Source organism: Saccharibacillus sacchari (assembly GCF_037722395.1).
GTDB classification, from domain to species: domain Bacteria; phylum Bacillota; class Bacilli; order Paenibacillales; family Paenibacillaceae; genus Saccharibacillus; species Saccharibacillus sacchari_A.
In genome coordinates, this window is sequence record NZ_JBBKAR010000052.1 from 92,323 (window position 1) to 109,866 (window position 17,544).

Annotated in this window: 15 protein-coding genes and 1 pseudogene; 4 read left to right on the forward strand and 12 right to left on the reverse strand. The window is 57.8% G+C overall.

Annotated features, from left to right (window positions below):
- Window positions 1-196: 196 nt before the first annotated feature.
- Together WKI47_RS20420 and WKI47_RS20425 are read right to left on the reverse strand one after the other, a co-directional pair.
- On the reverse strand, window positions 197-1,270 hold the full coding sequence (locus tag WKI47_RS20420; protein ID WP_340229026.1) for an ABC transporter substrate-binding protein: 1,074 nt from the start codon (window positions 1,268-1,270) through the stop codon (window positions 197-199).
- Between the two features lie 126 nt (window positions 1,271-1,396).
- On the reverse strand, window positions 1,397-3,058 hold the full coding sequence (locus WKI47_RS20425) for an AraC family transcriptional regulator (protein WP_340229027.1): 1,662 nt from the start codon (window positions 3,056-3,058) through the stop codon (window positions 1,397-1,399).
- Window positions 3,059-3,182: 124 nt separating this feature from the next.
- Between WKI47_RS20425 and WKI47_RS20430 the strand changes: the two genes are divergently transcribed.
- Entirely contained in the window at window positions 3,183-3,368 is a 186-nt protein-coding gene (locus WKI47_RS20430) for a hypothetical protein (protein ID WP_340229028.1), read from the forward strand.
- A gap of 12 nt (window positions 3,369-3,380) precedes the next feature.
- On the opposite strand, the gene WKI47_RS20435 is transcribed toward WKI47_RS20430, so the two are convergent.
- The 10 genes and pseudogenes from WKI47_RS20435 to tatA all read right to left on the reverse strand — a co-directional run.
- Window positions 3,381-4,637, reverse strand: coding sequence for a GNAT family N-acetyltransferase (locus WKI47_RS20435; protein WP_340229029.1), 1,257 nt, complete (start codon window positions 4,635-4,637; stop codon window positions 3,381-3,383).
- Complete coding sequence (locus WKI47_RS20440; protein WP_340229030.1) at window positions 4,615-5,958, reverse strand: F390 synthetase-related protein; 1,344 nt, start codon at window positions 5,956-5,958, stop codon at window positions 4,615-4,617. The genes WKI47_RS20435 and WKI47_RS20440 overlap by 23 nt, the downstream gene beginning before the upstream one ends.
- A gap of 63 nt (window positions 5,959-6,021) precedes the next feature.
- Window positions 6,022-7,020 (reverse strand): MBL fold metallo-hydrolase, encoded by a 999-nt coding sequence (locus tag WKI47_RS20445; RefSeq protein ID WP_340229031.1) that lies wholly within the window; start codon window positions 7,018-7,020, stop codon window positions 6,022-6,024.
- The gene (locus WKI47_RS20450) at window positions 7,017-8,027 is read right to left on the reverse strand and encodes an NAD(P)-dependent oxidoreductase (protein WP_340229032.1); all 1,011 of its coding nucleotides are present in this window, start codon (window positions 8,025-8,027) and stop codon (window positions 7,017-7,019) included. Before WKI47_RS20450 ends, WKI47_RS20445 begins: the two co-directional genes overlap by 4 nt.
- Before the next feature lie 208 nt (window positions 8,028-8,235).
- Window positions 8,236-9,522 carry a hypothetical protein gene (locus WKI47_RS20455; protein WP_340229033.1) on the reverse strand — a complete coding sequence of 429 codons (1,287 nt, stop codon included), beginning with the start codon at window positions 9,520-9,522 and terminating at the stop codon, window positions 8,236-8,238.
- Window positions 9,523-9,543: 21 nt separating this feature from the next.
- Window positions 9,544-10,542 carry a beta-ketoacyl-ACP synthase III gene (locus WKI47_RS20460; RefSeq protein ID WP_340229034.1) on the reverse strand — a complete coding sequence of 333 codons (999 nt, stop codon included), beginning with the start codon at window positions 10,540-10,542 and terminating at the stop codon, window positions 9,544-9,546.
- A gap of 258 nt (window positions 10,543-10,800) precedes the next feature.
- A complete protein-coding gene (locus WKI47_RS20465; RefSeq protein ID WP_037286799.1) occupies window positions 10,801-11,016 on the reverse strand; it encodes a cold-shock protein in 216 nt (71 codons plus the stop codon).
- A 250-nt stretch (window positions 11,017-11,266) separates the two neighbouring features.
- Window positions 11,267-11,467 (reverse strand): cold-shock protein, encoded by a 201-nt coding sequence (locus WKI47_RS20470; RefSeq protein ID WP_018976919.1) that lies wholly within the window; start codon window positions 11,465-11,467, stop codon window positions 11,267-11,269.
- A 336-nt stretch (window positions 11,468-11,803) separates the two neighbouring features.
- Window positions 11,804-12,502 (reverse strand): twin-arginine translocase subunit TatC, encoded by a 699-nt coding sequence (gene tatC, locus WKI47_RS20475; protein WP_340229035.1) that lies wholly within the window; start codon window positions 12,500-12,502, stop codon window positions 11,804-11,806.
- Between the two features lie 109 nt (window positions 12,503-12,611).
- Window positions 12,612-12,770 (reverse strand): annotated as a pseudogene (tatA, locus tag WKI47_RS20480) (twin-arginine translocase TatA/TatE family subunit); the annotation flags it as partial.
- A 306-nt stretch (window positions 12,771-13,076) separates the two neighbouring features.
- Between tatA and WKI47_RS20485 the strand changes: the two are divergent.
- From WKI47_RS20485 to efeB, 3 genes are all read left to right on the forward strand, one after another.
- Window positions 13,077-14,540 carry an FTR1 family protein gene (locus tag WKI47_RS20485; RefSeq protein ID WP_340229036.1) on the forward strand — a complete coding sequence of 488 codons (1,464 nt, stop codon included), beginning with the start codon at window positions 13,077-13,079 and terminating at the stop codon, window positions 14,538-14,540.
- A 145-nt stretch (window positions 14,541-14,685) separates the two neighbouring features.
- Window positions 14,686-15,972, forward strand: a complete 1,287-nt coding sequence (gene efeO / locus WKI47_RS20490; RefSeq protein ID WP_340229037.1) for an iron uptake system protein EfeO — start codon at window positions 14,686-14,688, stop codon at window positions 15,970-15,972.
- Window positions 15,973-15,998: 26 nt separating this feature from the next.
- Window positions 15,999-17,381: an iron uptake transporter deferrochelatase/peroxidase subunit gene (efeB, locus tag WKI47_RS20495; protein WP_340229038.1), complete on the forward strand. Its 1,383-nt coding sequence runs from the start codon at window positions 15,999-16,001 to the stop codon at window positions 17,379-17,381.
- The last annotated feature ends 163 nt before the right edge of the window (window positions 17,382-17,544 follow it).

The window sequence follows — 17,544 nt, forward strand, 5'->3', positions numbered from 1 at the left end:
GATGGTTAACCTGTTTCTAACCGCCATTTTACAGAAGAAAACAGCAAGGCGCTACATTTCTGTGTATGCGCAAGTCGCTTTGTTGGTCAAAAAAGGCGGAACGGTCACGGATTCGAAACGAAAAAACGCCAAAAAGCGCCGATACCGCCCGAAAGCGGCATAGGCGCCGGATCGCAAACTTCGAAACCAAGCCGCGTCAAGCCGGATCTTCGGCACTTTGCAGCGCGCGAAGCAGATCGTTCATTTTCAACACTTCCGCATTCGGCCCGTCGATCAGCCAATTTTTCATATTCAGCAGATAGACATGGTTCGCTTTGACCGCCGGAACGGCTTGCCAGATCTTCCCTTGTTCCAACGCGTTAAGCTGGTCGTACGTTTTTTGCAGTCCTTCTTCGCTTCCGTCTTCGCTCAGGGCCACCACGAATAACCGGTCGGCGGTGATATCGGGCAGATTTTCTTGCGAGATCGGGACGTTTTGCTTATCCGCGTTTTCCTGCTGAAGCTTCAGCACTTCCGGCGAAGCGGTCAAGCCCAACCCCGCGTAAGCCAGTCCGACATAACCCGCGTACGGATCGGAATCGTTCAGCACGCTCGGGAAAAAGAGACGCATATCCGACTCCTGCACTCTTAAAAAGGCCGACGTTTCGCCGCTGCCGATATACGCCGCCACTTTCGCTTTCGTTTCCGCGATTAGGTCTTCGTGCCCGGTCAGGATCGTTTGCGCGCGATCTTCCAGACCGAGCGCCGCAGCCAGCTTCGGCAAGGAACCGCGCCAATCGCTTCGCCCGAACGCGATCGTCGGCGCGATCTTTTGCAACTGCTCGTGCATCTCCGGGTCAAGCTGCGCCGACGCGACGATCAGGTCCGGCTGCGCCGCCAAGATCGCTTCGTAGTTCACCGTTTCGGTCAAAGGCACGATTTCCGTTCCCTGCTCGGTCAGTTTCCCGTTCAAATAATCTTGCCGCGCGACCGGAGTCGCCAGTACCAACGGCACGTCCAGCGCCAACAGCATGTCTTCCATATTGACGGATACGATCCGTTTGGGCTCGGCCGGAATTTCCGTTTGGCCCAGTTCGTTTTCGACCGTTTTTACGCCCGAAGCGGCGCTCGTCGCCGAATCGTCGGATTTTGCGGCAGTCGTCGTTTCGCCGACCGCGTTCGCGGAAGTCTCGCCCGGAGCCGAATTTCCGCCGCATGCGCTAAGCAACAGCATAAAGATCAGCGCCGCCAACGGCCACGCGCAGGTTCTTTTTTGCCAAGATCGTTTCAATTTCTCCACCCCATCTACTGATACTGATATTCATTATCAGATGTGAGTATACCATTCGCTTACCCTCGCCGGAATGGAGAATAGAGGGATCGAACATGGACGAAAAAGGGATTTTCGAACCCCGCGTCACGCCTCGTCGCCGAGCAGCCGGTTGGCTTCCGCGACGATCTGCCGATGGGCATGCGCGGAATAATCCAGCCAGGGCATCTCGCCGACGCGGATATATCTTCTTCCTTGATTCTCGCCGAGCATGGACATCCAGCAGGCTTGAGCGGCCGCGCCGGGATCGACGATCACCAGATTGATCTGTCCGGCATACGCGTGCCAACCGTCGTGAGGCACGCTTCGGCTGATCGGGATGTCCCGATACCGATAAGCCGGATTCAAGCCCAGATCTTCGAACAATACGCCGCCTCCGTTGCGCGCGCCGTAGACTTCGACCCGGTCCGCTTTGAGACGGAGCAGGGCGACGGTGGCGCCGCCGAGCTTCCGACGCAGGCCGCGGCCGACTTCGTCGACCTGACGTTCGTAAGCGTCCATCCATCTTTTTCGCTGGGCCGACAAGCCGAGCAGGTAAGCGATATCGCTCAGATGCCCGCGCCAATCCGCCGTGCTCCAGGGCACGACCGCGATCGGCACGCGGTCGGGCAGCCGTTCGCGGCAGATCCGTTCTTCCCATTCGCTGCACAGCAGAATGCCCGGTTCTTCAAGCCGCAACCGTTCCAGGTTGTAATCGACCACTTCGCCCGACACCGGTTCGGCGCGGCGAAGCCAGACCGGAATACGGTCGAAAAAAGCCCGCCGGTGCACGTCGCGTCCGGGATCGAGCACGGCCGCGCGCGGAACGGCGCCGAGCGCGAGCAATTGGCCGGTGTAGGCGAAGTTGACCGAAGCCAACCGCCGCCGGCCTTCGGAACGGCAACGGCTGGGAGACACGCCGGAGAGTTCGCTGAACTTGCGGCTGAAATAATATTCGTCTTCGAAGCCGCTTTGCTTGGCGATCGCCTGAATCGGGCTGCTGCCGAGCAGCAGCTCGCGCTTCGCCGCTTCGATCCGCAGTTTATTGAGATGCCGGATCGGGCTGTCGCCCGTCATTTGTTTGAACAGCTCCGCGTAATGCCAGACGCTAAGCCCGGCCCGATCGGCCAAAGCTGCGCGCGTGATCGGTTCGCGGTAAGACTGCCGCATATACGCCAGCGTGCGGGCGACCGCTTCGCGGCTGTCTTTTTTCCCGCTCGTTGCCGGATATTCCCGTTCGCCTAACCGGACCGCCAATTCGCTTAACGTCGTTTGGCGCAGCAGGCGTTCACGCATGCCCGCGGACGCGGGAAGCGGACGGCACAACAGCGCCGCCGCTTCGCTCCAAACGAACCCTTCCGTATCCCGATGCACACCGGCAAGCAGCGGCGGATCGGCGATCGGTTCCAAATGAAAGGAGTGCGCATCGCCGGCCGCCGGCTCCGGTTCGCATCGTTGCAGCAGTTCGAAGCCCAGCACGTAACATTCGTTTTCCGGCGCGGAAATCACGCAGCTCTCCACGCGGGTTCCGGGGTTCAACGCCATTGCCGAACCTGCGCCCGCAGCCTGTTCGATCCCGTCGGCTATAATCCGGATATGCGCTTGCCCGATCGGAACGAGCAGCATATATCCGCGAATTGTTTTGTCCCGCAGTCGCGCTTGTATCCGCGACAGCGTCAGCGCCGAAGCTTCCAGCAAACGGGGTACCAGCAAGCGCAAACGCTCGTCCGCGCTTTGTTCGCAAGCTTCGGGATGATGCGAACTATCCATGATTGTCCGTCCCCTTTTCAAGTAGGATGTCTATAGGCCGAGTCGCGCTTTCAGAATCGGTTAAGGTTTTTCCTTTACATTAAAGCTTAACAGAACCTATCCGACACCGAAAGGAAGATCGCCCATGCTGCTGTTCGCCGTATTGACCACCTGCCTGCTCGTCGTTGCCTTGATGCTGATCGTCGCCCGAAAAGTTCCGAAAAAGTTCGTGCTGCCATTATTGGCAAGCGCGATGGCGCTCAGGCTGGCCGCTGCCCTGCCGATCGTCGCCGGACTCGGCGCGTTGGCAAACTGGGTGCACACGCTGTAAAAAATCGGAGTCTCAAAGTTTGTTTTTGCGCATGATCGGCACGCCGACCCGGTTTAGCAGCGGCGATAGCAACGCCCAGCCGATCCGGCGGTACGGCGGCAGATGCCGATCGTGCACCGCGCTGTATTCGATCTCGGCCGTCGCTCCCCGGTTGCGCTTGAACTGCGCCGCTCCGGCGCTTTCGTGCAGCAGGCAGCCTTCTTGATCGGCCAGGCGCAGCAGAACGGCCGACAGCATCCGGTACAGCCCCGTTTCCTGCGGCAGCGCCGTGTCGTACCCGAATACCGGCGTGGTCATGATCCCGTTTTGCGCGTAATAGCCGAGCACCGCGTCCAGCCTGCCGGTGTCGCGAGATCTCAGCGCGTGCAATTTGAGCAGCCCTTTTTGCAAAGCCTGCTCAAAAAAAAGCGGCGTGAATACCGGATTATGCGCCGAATATTTGTCGATGTACAGCAGACGGTACAGCTCGGCCAGACGCGGCGCGTCGGCGGCGGACAGCTCATGCGGACCGCACAGGTCGTACCCGTGTTTGTCCAGCAGGGCGTAATCGCGCTTTAACAGCCAGCGGGCTTTCGACGGAACGGTGTCCGGCGAATCGTACAGATACACTTGTCGGCTCGGGACGAGGCGGAAACCGAGCTGTTGCAGCGTGTCCAGGTAAACGGGCGTCGTGCGCGGGTTGAGCGAGCGGAAGATCAGCGTACGGTCCGGGTATTCCCGCAGCAGCAGTTCCACCAGCGAAACGATCTCGGCCGCGCCGAGCCGGGGATACAGGTTGGTCGACAAGAGTCGGTTGTTGACCTGCACGGCTTTGTTGAAACGCGAGGCTTTGAACAACCAGCCTACAGGCGTCAGCAGCGCGCTCAGTGCAACCCGCGCAGCGCGCGACCGCAGCATCGACAGCTCCTCGCGGGCGTAACTGACGTAATGCGTGTACGGCGAAAACACATACGAAGCGCCGTACTCCCGCTCGCCTACGCTGACCGGCAGCGTGACGCCGAGCGATTCATGGTGAATCGCGCGCAGATGCGTATCGACGTTGGCGATCAACGCGGAGACGCTTGCCGTTTGCATGGCGGCCAGCCAGCGCAGCGTGGAATATTCGTCAGACGCGGCGGCCGGAACGGCGGAAGCGGCAGCGGTGTCCGCTCCGGGCGCGGTCATGTTGCCCGACGTATCGGGACCGCGCCTATCGGCTTCGAGCGCCGCCGTTCGCTCCGCCAGCCAACGCTTCATGTTTTCCTTTTCATACAGGCTCCATCCGCTCATTCACCGCAAACCTCCTCTGCACGCGCCTCAGCTTGGTCACGCCGGGAACGAACGTATAAGGCTCGAACGCGATCTCCGGCGCACGCGCGTCGATCCGATCGCATAGCTCGGCCAAAGACTCGCGTACGCGCCGTTCCGTGTCGACCCGGTCGCCGCGTTCGCTCACGTCCAGTTCTACGGTCAGGCTGCGCGGCGAGTTCAGCACGGCGCGATACGCCTGCACCTGTTCCGAAGCGGCGATGATCGTCCGCGACACGAAATCGGGGAACAGCGTGACAAAGCCTTGCCCGGTAATCGACGGCAGCACGAACAGGTCGTCGCTGCGTCCTTCGATCCGCTCGATCGCCGTAAACGGCGAGCCGCACGGACAAGGCGTCCGGCGTTCCGTCAGCAGATCGCCTAGCCGGTAGCGGATGATCGGCTGCGCGAAACGCACGAAATCGGTCACGATCGGCACGAAAACGCCGCGCTCGGCGTCGACGTAATCTTTTTCGATATGCACGACGTCTTCGTTGAGATGAAGCGTTCTGTGACGGCACGACGCGCCCAAAAAACCTTCCGTGCACTGATACACCTGATGGATCTTGCGGCCGAACGTCTCCTCGATCACCCGGCGATCCAGCGGATCGAGCACCTCGGCCATCGCCACCAGATGCCCCGGCTCGATATTCAGCCTGCCCGCCCGGCGTTCGCCCGCCAATAGACGCAGCATGGACGGCGGCGCGGCGAGAACGGTCGGACGCTGGGCATTCAGCGCGGCCACGTGCCGCTCCAGCGGGTGCAGCAGATCATAGAACTCGAAGACGACTCTTTTGCTGCGCACCGAACCGTACAGATTGCTGTCCGCCCGCAGGAAAAAAGCGATATTATGCCGATGAAGCAGCGATCCCGGCAGCACCCGTTCCAAAATGGTTCCGGTCCAGGCCAGACGCTCCCGGCGGCTGACCAGAAACAATCCCCGGCTGCCCGACGTTCCCGACGACATCCCGATGGTCAATCCTCCGATCTCCGGCGTAAAATCGCGCGTCCGTTCGGCTTGCAGCGCCAGATTCATCGCGTCTTCGCGCCGGATGCCCGCCGTGTTGAGCGTATCGAAATTGTCCATCATCGCGCGTTTGTCGATCTCGGGGAAACGACGCCACTCCGCAGTCTCGATGCCTTGCCATAACTCCCGGTAAAAAGGCGACGCTTCGCGCACGCGTTCCAGATGGCGGAGGATACGCGATTCCTGCCAGCGTTCCAGACGGTCGCGGTCCCGAATCGCCGCACGTCTGCGCGCCGCCGCGTACTGCATGACGATATAAAACGGATCGGTATTCATGTTGAAGATTCCTCCTTTCGGATTGTCTGTCGGACGGGATGCCCCGCTTGGGCGAGTGAACATCTATAACGCCGCTTCGCCGCCTGTCGCATACAAGCGCTCGGCTTCCGGGCAGTGCGAGGCAATGATCGTCAGCTCGGGGAACGCTTCGTGAAGCTGCCTTAACGCGCGGAAGCTTGCCGCATACGCTTTGCGATCCGGCATGATGATGCCCGCAAGGCCGCTCGGCGGACGATTTTCGCGGTAAGCGGCCGCCGACCAGGCGGCATCGGCGCAAAGCAGCACCGGCCCGCGCTCCGTGCGCAGCAGCAGGCCGATCTGGCCGTAAGCATGACCCGGCAGATCAACGGCGAGCAGACTGCCGTCGCCGAGCACGTCCGTAACACGGCGAAAAGGAAATCCAGGCAGCAGATCACCAGGAACCTCAATACGCGACTCCGGCGAAAAAGGTCTGGCGCGTTGATCGAAGTCATCCGGCAGCAATCCTGGCAGGAAGCCTCGTTTGACCGCAGCGATTCCTTTTAACAAACGCATGGAATCCAACGCTTCGCGTTCATAGAAGAATTGTGCATTCGGAAAGTCTCGCAGCCCCGCCACATGATCCGCATGGAAATGGGAAACGATAATATGCCGAATATCGGCTGTATCAACGCCTGCTGTATGTAATCGTTCCGCCGCACTTTGTCCTTGTTCAAAGTCAACCGGAGTCACCATCCGATACAGCCTTGCCGGAAAAGGATCGGTTTCCCGAAAGAAGCGCTCCGAATACCCCGTATCGAAAAGCACAGCGCCTTTTTCGGGATGCTCGATGCAGGCAAACAAGGCAGGGATACGGATGCTGCGCAAACTTCCGCCGCGAATGGTCACCCACTCCGGATGGCGGCAGCTTCCCGTGGAAAAGATCTTCAGCGATACTTTTGGCGCAGAACGGTTGACTAGCCCCCATAAACGATCCCACGTCGCTTGACCTTGTTCGGGTGAAAATGGGTCGGATATCGGCGAAAAAACAACCGGACGCTCTATAGGATTGAAGGTAGGCTGTTGTTTTTCGGATTCTGTCACAATGCTCCATCCTCTCGCTGCTGTTCTTGCCACCATTTCACAAAATGATCCAAACCTTCGTCGATCCCTACCGCCGGCTCGTATCCAAGTGCCGCGCGCGCCGCCTGAATATCCAACGTCTGACTGCTTCCCAGCATACCGACCAACGAGCGGGTCAGTAAAGGCTCTCCGCCGGACGGACGCCATTTCGCAGCCGTCTCCAGCACTGTCGCGGCTGCACAAGCCACGGCGAAAGGAATGTTTTTAGGACGCAGCGGCTTGCCCAGCTTGGCAAACAATAACTCCGCCGCTTCCGCAAACCGAATAGGCTGCCCGCCGCTGATATTGTAAATACCGCCGAGCGCTTCCACCGGAGCTGTAGCCGCAAGCCGGATTGCCCGCACGGCATCGTCGATATACGTCAGATCGATCAGAGCCTCGCCCCCGCCGATAAACGGTACACCCGTTTGCTCGTTCGCTTCGATCAGACGGGGCAGGATCGTCCGATCCCCCGGCCCGTATAACGCCCGCGGCCGCAAAATAATCGTTCCGAGCCCCGATCGGCCGACGCGTAAAACTTCATGTTCCGCCGCCAGCTTCGTTCGGGCATACGCGCTAATTTGTTTGGCAGGCAAAGGATCGTTTTCGCGGACATTCGTGCGCTCGCCCAGACCGAAATAAACGCTTGGCGTTGAAATATGGATCAACCGCGGCACCTCGCCAAGCAAACAGGCCTCAGCTACATGTGCCGTTCCCCGAATATTCGCTGCTTCGAAAGCTTCATCTTTTCCCCATGACGCAGATAATGCCCCGCAATGCACAACGACGTCGAAACCACGAGCAATGGCTGAGCGAACAGCTTCTTTGTCACTGAGTTCTGCCTGAATAAAAGGAATACCGTCTTGCTCCAGCAATCGGCCGATCTGCTTATTGCGACCCAATCCGGTCACCTCATGACCGTCCTTCAACAGACTGTGCGCCAGCCGCTTGCCCAGAAACCCGGTTGCCCCGGTCACCAGCATTTTCATCTTTTTACCTCCCCGTCGGCGTAACCCGATTTCACATCCGTCGCTGTGAACAACTTTTTCCAAGCGCCAAAATCCACAGAAACCGAGTAAGCTTATCCCCGTTATCCCCCGGATATCCCCGGTTTTGGTGTAAAAGTGCTCGAAAAGACGGCTTGAAAACACTTTTCCACATGTGGATAACGTTTTTCGATCCAGCTCTATCCCTTGCTTATCCACATACGGGAGGTTGATTCCTTTTGGCAGGGGAGGCGGAAAGGGGGCGCCCGTCGAAAGCTTCGTCGCCGATCGGTTGCCCGTTCCAGCCGATATCGAAAACGGAGGCTTCAGACGTCGTTTTCCCAATCAAGCGCGCTCGGCGGCGCAGCTCCAACATCATGCGCAGCGCTCGAGGCAGCACAGCGGAATCGCCGCGGCGCAGCAGCACGTCGCGTGAGCCGCGAAAATCGCGGAACCAGCGCATGATTCGCTTGGGGGAATGCAACTGCCCCAGTCCGCTGCCCAACATCGGAAGCAGCAGCATAGGCGTCTGTGCCGGATTCGCGATTAATGGCTTGGCAACGGTATCCGGATTTGCGAGAGCATCCAACAAGCCAGGTTCTGTAGCAGATCCGTCCTGCACTTGTGGAACCTGCGGAGCCAACAACAAATGCACCCCGCTTGTCGCGCGCGGATTGCATTCGATCGGCAGCAGCATCCCGTTTTGCGTACGGATAAAATCGAACGCAATCTGACCGCTGAAGCCGGTCCGCTGCACGAAAAGATCGACCCATTCTCTCGCCTGCGGATCGTTATCCGGCCGAAAACAGACGGACGCTCCGCTTGCCGTCTGCGGCGCCCGGTACGCCGCATGAGCCAGCAGCCGCCCTTCGTGCGCGACTGCGTACGTGCACAGCATCTCGCTCCCGGCGTATCGCTGCGCCACCCATACCCCGCCCTCGCGCTGTACCTGCGCGCGGGCTTCGTCCAGCGTCTCGTGCCTCGACAGCCGGGCCGAAAACCGCGAAAACTCCGGCTTCAACAGATAAGCCGGTTCCCCGGATCGCAGCGGCGGCGCTTCGCCCGCGATCCTCGCTTCGCCGTCTTCGCCCAGCCGGAACGTCTCCGGCACGGCGAACCCCAGCCGCGCGCACAGCGCGATAAACGCCCACTTGCTGTGCAATTCGCGCAGACTCTCAAGCGAAGGCGCGAGCACGCGGCAATCGGGGCCGAAGCTGCTCCGGTACGCGGAAATATAAAAAATTTCCTCGCACGTCGGCAGCAGCAGACGTATGCCCTCGCTGCGCACGATCTCGCGCAGCGCGGCCGCGTAGCCTGCCGCATCCTGCGCGGGCGCAGGCACGCGGAAGTTCCGCTTCACCGCGCGCGAAGCCGCGCACAGCGGGAACTCCAGGCTCTCGGCGGTATAGACTTCCGCCCCTCTCGCCGCAAAGCCGCGCGCCAGATCCAGCGCGCACGGCGCGCGGCCGCCTGTAATCAGCACACGTAACCCGTTCATGCAGGCCCTCCTTTTGGTCGCCTAATAAACCAGCACAACGCCGCCCAGCGACAAGCCTGCGGAAGTTCCGACCAGCAGCACGTTATCGCCTCGCTCCAGGCGGCCTTCGCGCACCGCCATATCCAGCCCGAGCGGGATCGAGGCCGCGATCACATTGCCGTAATGCGGCGCGATATACAGCATCTGCTCCTGGGAAATCCCAAGCTTGCGCTGCAAAAGCTTCATCGCCATCACGCTGCCTTGATGCGGCACAACAAGCTTGAAGTCTGCCATGGTCAGCCCTGCATTGCCCAGCAGCCCGTTCATAAAGTCCGGCAGCAGACGAGACGCCTGGCGGAAGATCGCTTCCCCGTCCATCGAGAATAGATAATCAGCGGCGCTTTCTTCGCGATACGATCCGGCCGGAATCCCGCTTCCGCCGCCCCGAATCTCGGAGTGCTTCGCTCCGCCGCTATGGGTAGTCATCCGGGCATTCAAAATCCGTGCGGACTCCCCTTCCGCCGAACGCTCCACGACAGCGGCGGCTGCACCGTCTCCGAATAAAGCCGCACTTTCTTTATCTGTCCAATTCAGCCCTTTCGACGCAATCTCGGAAGAAACGATCAGAATGCGGCGGTAGCGCCCGGCTTCGATCAAGTAAGACATCGTATCCAGCGCCGTCACGAAGCTCAAGCAGGTCGAATTGATATCGAAACAAGGCACACCCGATTCCTCTTCGCCAAGCGCCCGTTGGATCAGCGCCGCCGTACACGGAATCGGCTGCTCCATCGTGCCGCTGGCGCAGACCAAGCAATCGATGTCCGCAAAGGTCAGCCCTGCTGCCTGTAGCGCTTCTTGGGCAGCATACGCGCCCATCTGCGAAGCCGTCTCTTCTCCAACGAAATGCCGATTCGCTACGCTTGTCTTGCGCATCACCCAACCTGGCTCGGCACCGAGCCGAAGATCAATCGCCTCTGCCGAAATGCCTGTCCCTGGTAAGTACCTTCCCGTTCCCGTGATCTTTACATGACGCGTTTCCATGAACATTCCCCCTACAGGATGTTGGACTCGCGAACGATGTCCGTTTATCTTTTGATCTCTTTTGATCTCTTTTGATCTCTTTTGATCTCAATTATACGCCAGACTGTCGACGCGGTTTCTCACACTTCCCAAAACGCAAAAAATCGTCTTCGGTTCGCCGCCCGTCTAGCGGGCGATTCGTACCGAAGACGATTTTTCGTCTCGTTTTTATAAGAGGCCGAACGCCCCCGCCTTCATGGAGAAGGCGAGCGTCTCGGTCTACTTGTTCTCCGGCTTAGGTTCTCCTGTCGGATTAGCCAATACCGGGAGCATTTTGGTGTCCCGTTTCATCGGAGACGAGCAGATCGGACAAGTCGGTTCGTCTTCGAACGAAAAGTTGTCTCTCATCCAGCCTTTGCAGTCTTCCTTCTCGCAACTCCATACCGCGGTGCTTTCTTTCACAAGTTCCTCGTCCTGCTTTTTACGAAAATACATGCTCGATGCCTCCCCGTCTTGGATAGGGGCCGCAGCCGGTCCCGGATTTTACGTGTGGTGGAAATGATAACGACTATAAAAAATAATAAATCAAGCCTTTTTGACCGGAAAAGATAAGGTCAAAGGAATCGCTAGGCGCGGGTTCATCCATTCTTATTGCCCGGAGGGGTATAAGATTGGATGAACGCTACGTAACTGAAAAAAGGACCACCCTCAACTCATGGTTAAGAGCAGTCCGTTCTTGGAATTCTTACAGCTTAGTTACGTTTTCTGCTTGTGGTCCACGGTTGCCTTCAACGATGTTGAATTCTACGCGTTGGCCTTCGTCGAGGGTTTTGAAACCGTCGCCTTGAATAGCGGAGAAGTGAACGAATACGTCGCTTCCGCCTTCAACTTCGATGAAGCCGTAACCTTTTTCTGCGTTAAACCATTTTACTGTTCCTGTTTCCATGAAAGAAAACCTCCAAAAAGTTATTTCCGAAACTTTGGCGTATATCCAAGTTCCGGCAACATGCATTTTTTATGCTCCGTGGGGATATAAAAAAATCACACATTGGAAAAGGTTCCATAACCCAAACATGACAACCCTTTCCAATATGTGAATCTGGACTGCCCAACCGCTATTACTTGATATCTTAACACAGCGAGGATTCAAAAGCAAACGTTTCCTTCTTCGCATAATGCTTCTTTTCTAATTAAGCAAGCGAGCTACGGCGCGGCCCCAGCTCGCTAAACAGCTTCGGTATGACGCTTCTGGCGGACCTGTTTAGTACGGACATCCGACCCCTTATCGCTTGGGTTGGGACAGCGAACTAATACCGATCCCGATCTCGTACAGCAGGATCAACGGAAAAGTCACGATCAGCAGCGAGAAGGCGTCTGGAGGAGCAATGAACCCCGCCGAGACCAGTAGCGCAAAATAAGCGTACTTGCGAATTTTGCGCAGCGAGACTGGCGTCACGATGCCCAGCTTCGTCAACAGCATGAGCAAAAGAGGAAGTTCGAACAAAATGCCGAACGGCACGACCAAGCGCAGCATAAAATCGAAATACTCCCGAATGCCGATCACCGGCGTAAGTCCCAGCTCTGCCGACAGGCCGAACATAAACCGCAGTACGGTTGGGAATACAATCGTATAGGCAAACGTCGCTCCGATAAGAAACAACATGAAAATGGCCGGAATATAGAGCAGCGTCAAGCGGCGTTCCGCCTCGTACAACCCCGGCTTCACAAACTGCCAGATCTGGAACAGTACCAGCGGAAAGATCAAAATAATCGCAATCCAGAAAGCGGATTGAACCATAATGCTGAGCGCATCCGTGACCCGGAACACATGCAGCGACATCCCAAGCGCTTCGCCCGACCGCTCCAACCACTCAATAACCGGACGTGCCGCCCAAAATCCACCTATAAACAGCACCAAAAAGACACCGGCGCAGATCAATAGCCGGCGACGCAGCTCTCCGATATGTGCCAACAAGCCCATCCGAACGTCATCGGGGAGAGTCGGGTCGGCCTCCCTCGTCTTCCGTTGCTTCTTTTGCCAAGTTGGGCGCAGTCGCCGGGCTTTCCGCCGCTTTGCGGGCAGCGGCATTGGACTCCCGCGCGGAATCGTCTCCCAGCCCACGGGTCGCGCTGCGGAATTCTTTCAAAGTCTCTCCAGCCGCCCGTCCAAGTTCCGGCAGCTTCTTCGGCCCAAATACAAGCAAAGCCACGCCTACCACTACCGCAATGCTTCCCGGTCCAAAAGCCATATCCAATGCCTCCGCATCTATATTGATAATGATTATCATTTAATTCGAAATAAAGTTAGTATAGAGCGCTACCCCCCTGTTGTCAACAGAAAATATTTACATATCATTTTACAAGTTCTTCAGAAACTGTTTTCGACAAAAACCGCATGGTTAAGCGATTCTTCTAGATGTCCCAACAAGTTTCGTTATTAAAATTTTTACATTGACAACAACCTCCAGCGCTCCTATAATCGAGATACTTTTGACCAAAATGATAATCATTATCAGTTACGGAAGACTGTATAAACCAGAAAGGACGATTCCCTCATGCGACGCGCCTTCCCGCTTCGGATTTTAGGCATTTTGCTTATGCTATCGCTGCTATGCGGTACTCTGGAAGCCCAAGCGCTCGCTTCCGGTCCGTTAACAGAAACGAAAGATGCGATCACCGCGATCGATGCAGCTCTGCTTCAGCTTGAGAGCAGCGACATCGACGGTTCGAAAGAAGCTTTTGCTCCGGTCAAATCATGGTGGACACGCAGCAAACAGACCGTCAAAGGCGATTCGACGACGCTTGCCGCCGAAGTCGACCGCAGTATCGCCGGCGTATCGCTCGCTTATATCGGCGGCGAACGGGAAGAGATCGGCAATGAGTTAAAAGCTCTGCGCCTGTCGCTGACCAACTACGATCAAGGCGCCTATACCGACAACGACGGGCAGACCCGCATGACGCTGAGCGTCTATATCGGCAAGCTGCAAGCTTTGAAAACGTCCGTCGAATCCGGCGATCTGGACACGGCGCAAAACGGAGCCAAAGAGCTGCAAAACCAATGGCTGGCCGTCGAAGGCGAAGTGGTCGGCCGCTCCGCTTCCGTGTATGCCGATACCGAACGCGACCTGGTACTGCTGCCCGCTTATTTGTCCGATCCGCAGCAGCAAGACCGGGCACTGCCTTTGCTGGAAAATATGATCGCCTCCCTCACGCCGCTCGCCGACGCCGGATACAGCTGGATCGACGCGGCGCTTATCCCGATCCGCGAAGGACTGGAGGCGCTGCTCGTCGTCGGCTCGCTGCTGGCGTTCGTCCGCAAATCCGGCTCGCCGCGCGGACAACGCTGGATCGTCGGCGGTTCGGCGGCAGGGCTGGTCTTTTCGATCGCCGCGGGCGCGGGCGTCTCGCTGCTATTGTCCGCGTCCGTGTTCGGAGCGGGCAACTCGCTGCTCAACGGCTGGACAGGCGTCGCGGCGGCGGCCATGCTGCTGTACGTCGGCTATTGGCTGCACCGCAGCTCGGATATTCAGCGTTGGAACGCCAAGCTGCGTCAAGACAGCAGACAGGCGTTGTCGGGCGGACGGATGTTTTCGCTGGCGCTGCTGGCTTTTCTGGCGATCGTGCGCGAAGGGCTGGAGACGGTCATTTTCCTGATCGGCCTTGCGGGACGGATGCCCGGACGCGAACTGCTGCTCGGCATTTTGGCTGGATTCGGCGTGTTGGCGCTGGTCGCCGTCGTCATCCTCAAACTGGGCGACCGGTTGCCGTTAAAACCGTTTTTCCTCGTATCCAGCCTGGTCGTGTTCTACCTGGGCTTCAAGTTTCTCGGCTCGGGCATCCATAGCCTTCAGATGGCAGGGTTGATCCCTTCCACGACCGAGCTTTATCTGCCGTCCGTGCCTTCGATCAGTCTCTATTCGTCCTGGTACAGCACGCTGCCTCAACTGCTTCTGCTGCTGGCCGCTCTGGCTACCTATCTCGGTCCGTTCCTGCGCCGCAAAGGGCATCGGACCGCATAATCCAGTAGCTTGACCGCATTCCATTTAAGGTTTGCGTCTATCGGAAACACGTACGGTTCAAGCGGGTTTTCGAGGGGCGTAACCTAACCTCTTAAGCGGTCAAGGTACTACTTTTTCCAAATTTCATTTTACGGAGGTACTTCCCATGACCCATTTCCCAACGAAAAAGAACGCGACAACACGCCGCAAACTGCCTTTTGCTATCCTTTCTTCGGCGGCACTGGCTGCTATGCTGGCGCTGAGCGCATGCGGCACCCAAGCCAACGACACCGCTGCAAGCACCCAGACCACCTCGGCTGACGCAAGCACCGATACCGCTGCCGAGACGACAACGGCCACTACGGAACCGGCAGCAACGGACAACGCAGCAGCGACCGACGAAACTGACGAAGCGACGGCTGCCGTACGCGAAGGCGCGCAAAAAATGAAAGACGAAACGGCCAAGTTCCAGGAAGCGCTCGCCGCAAGCGACGATGCCCAGGTCAAAGCGCTCAGCGGCTCGATCAACGATGTATGGCTGTCCTACGAAAACACGGTGCGCGACCAATTCCCTTTGCTGTACACCGAAGTCGAGAAGTACGAAATGCCGATCTTCTCCGCGTCCGCTTACGACAAAATGGACTACGCTTCGCTAACCGATAACGCGGAGAAGCTGCAAGGCGCACTGGATAACCTTTTGACGGCTAAAAAGACTTCCGCTGCCGCTTCCGAAGTGTTGGCGCAGGCTGTTGAAGGCTACGAGAAGTACGTGCGCGAGCAAACGGACCGTTTCGTCGAAGAAACGCAGGTGTTCGCCGACGCGGTCAAAGCCGGGGATATCGACAAAGCCAAAGCCGCTTACACGACTTCCCGCGCTTATTACGAAAATATCGAGCCGATCGCGGAAAGTCTGGGCGACCTCGATCCGAAGATCGACGCGCGTCTGCCGGACGTCGAGAGCGAAGACCAATGGACCGGCTTCCACCGGATCGAACGCGCGCTATGGGAAAACAATTCGCTGGAAGGCCAAGATAAGTACGCCGATCTGCTGATGACGGACGTCAAAGCGCTGCAAGCCAAAGTATCCGAGCTGAAGCTGGAACCGGAAGCGATGGTCGCAGGCGCGATGGAACTGCTGAACGAAGCGGCGACGTCGAAGATCACGGGCGAGGAAGAAACGTATTCGCATACCGATTTGGTCGATCTGGCCGCAAACGTGGAAGGCTCCAAAGCCGTGTACTTCGCGATTATTCCGGCGCTCAACGACGGGCATCAGGAGTTGGCGGACCAGCTTGACCAACAGTTCCAGACGTTGGAAAAAACACTGTCGCAATACAACAAGGATGGACAATACGCGCTCTACACCGATCTCACGACCGAGCAGATCCGCGAGCTGAGCGATCAGCTGTCCCAATTGTCGGAACTGATGTCGCAAACGGCGAAAATTCTGTAAGGGGTATCGATTCGGGGGAGAACGAGATGAACAAAGGAAATGGCATGAATCACGGGAACGAAGACCGCGAGCGGATAGAAGCAGATATCGAAGCGGAAAAAGGCGCACGCCGAACGAACTCAAACAGCGTCTCCACGCACGAAACGGCAAAACCGTCAGACGACGCCGGAACGCCGAAAAAAGGCTATACCCGGCGCGAGATGCTGAAAATGTCCGCGGTAGCAGGAGGAGGCATCGCGCTCGGGGCAAGCGGCCTGGGCGCGATCATGAAAATGTTCGGAGCAGCGGAAGCGCCGGCCAGACCGAGCGGCGAATCGTCTTCGGCCATGAACGAGCGGTTGGACTTTTACGGCGAGCATCAGAGTGGCATCGTGACGCCGCAGCAGACCTATATGTATCTGGTGAGTTTCAAGGTGACGACTTCCGACCGCGACACCCTGATTGAACTGCTGCGGGACTGGACGCGTTTTTGCGACCTCAGTACGGGCGGTTCTTCCGCCGTAGAAGGTAACGGGCGATTGCTGCCGCCGAGCGACAGCGGCGAAAGCGTCGATCTTCCGGCTGCACGGCTCAGTCTTACGTTCGGCTTCGGTCCCTCTTTTTTTTCCGAGGAGGGTCAGGATCGGTTCGGCGTAGCGACGCAAGCGCCCAAGTATCTCAGCGATATCCCCCGAATGCCCAAAGACCGGATCGACGAGACGCTGTCCGGCGGCGATATTTGCGTTCAGGTGTGCGCGGAAGACCAGCAGGTCGCTTTTCACGCGGTGCGCAATCTGATCCGGCTGTCTGCTTTTACCGCTTCGGTGCTGTGGATGCAGGAAGGCTTTATCAGCTCGCCTCCGGGCAATACGCCGCGCAATCTGTTCGGGTTTAAGGACGGCACGGCCAACACGCTGCACGATTCGGACTCCGGTTACAAGGATATCGTATGGTGCGGAGCAGACGAGCCGACTTGGATGCAAGGCGGCAGTTATCTCGCTTACCGCAAAATTCGGATGCTGTTGGAAGTCTGGGATCGTTCTTCGCTCAAGGATCAGGAGGATACGTTCGGTCGATATAAGAGTTCGGGAGCGGCTTATGGAAAAACGGACGAATTCGATACGGTATCGCCCGGCGAGTTGCCTGTCGATTCGCATGTGCGTCTGGCAAAAGACAACGGCGCGCAGATGCACCGCCGCGCCTATTCGTACACGGGCGGGATCGACGCCCGAACAGGCAACGTCGAAGCGGGACTGTTGTTCCTCAGTTACCAGCGCAATCCGCAAGAGCAGTTTATTCCGATGCTGCGCTTGATGAGCCAGATGGATAAGCTCAACGAATACACGTCGCATATCGCGAGCGGGATGTTTGCCTGTCCGGGCGGGTGGAAACCCGGGGAGTATGTGGGGCAGCGGCTAATGGAAGGGTAAGGCGGCGCGAATAAAGCCCAATCGAATCAAGCCAAAAAAACGCATCGGAACATCGTATCAGGACAGGATCGGGACAGACTACGACCGGAGTTTGGAGAATAAGTGCGATTATACAGTTATTTTCTTCGAATTTTGCCACTTGGGGAGAATAAGTGCGGATATA

Excerpts from the sequence above, each read along its gene's own strand:
- WKI47_RS20425 (WP_340229027.1), bottom strand. The coding sequence starts at position 3,058 with ATGGATAGTTCGCATCATCCCGAAGCTTGCGAACAAAGCGCGGACGAG.
- WKI47_RS20430 (WP_340229028.1), top strand. The coding sequence starts at position 3,183 with ATGCTGCTGTTCGCCGTATTGACCACCTGCCTGCTCGTCGTTGCCTTG.
- WKI47_RS20435 (WP_340229029.1), bottom strand. The coding sequence starts at position 4,637 with ATGAGCGGATGGAGCCTGTATGAAAAGGAAAACATGAAGCGTTGGCTG.
- WKI47_RS20440 (WP_340229030.1), bottom strand. The coding sequence starts at position 5,958 with ATGAATACCGATCCGTTTTATATCGTCATGCAGTACGCGGCGGCGCGC.
- WKI47_RS20450 (WP_340229032.1), bottom strand. The coding sequence starts at position 8,027 with ATGAAAATGCTGGTGACCGGGGCAACCGGGTTTCTGGGCAAGCGGCTG.
- WKI47_RS20455 (WP_340229033.1), bottom strand. The coding sequence starts at position 9,522 with ATGAACGGGTTACGTGTGCTGATTACAGGCGGCCGCGCGCCGTGCGCG.
- WKI47_RS20460 (WP_340229034.1), bottom strand. The coding sequence starts at position 10,542 with ATGGAAACGCGTCATGTAAAGATCACGGGAACGGGAAGGTACTTACCA.
- WKI47_RS20465 (WP_037286799.1), bottom strand. The coding sequence starts at position 11,016 with ATGTATTTTCGTAAAAAGCAGGACGAGGAACTTGTGAAAGAAAGCACC.
- WKI47_RS20470 (WP_018976919.1), bottom strand. The coding sequence starts at position 11,467 with ATGGAAACAGGAACAGTAAAATGGTTTAACGCAGAAAAAGGTTACGGC.
- tatC (WP_340229035.1), bottom strand. The coding sequence starts at position 12,502 with ATGGGCTTGTTGGCACATATCGGAGAGCTGCGTCGCCGGCTATTGATC.
- WKI47_RS20485 (WP_340229036.1), top strand. The coding sequence starts at position 13,077 with ATGCGACGCGCCTTCCCGCTTCGGATTTTAGGCATTTTGCTTATGCTA.
- efeO (WP_340229037.1), top strand. The coding sequence starts at position 14,686 with ATGACCCATTTCCCAACGAAAAAGAACGCGACAACACGCCGCAAACTG.
- efeB (WP_340229038.1), top strand. The coding sequence starts at position 15,999 with ATGAACAAAGGAAATGGCATGAATCACGGGAACGAAGACCGCGAGCGG.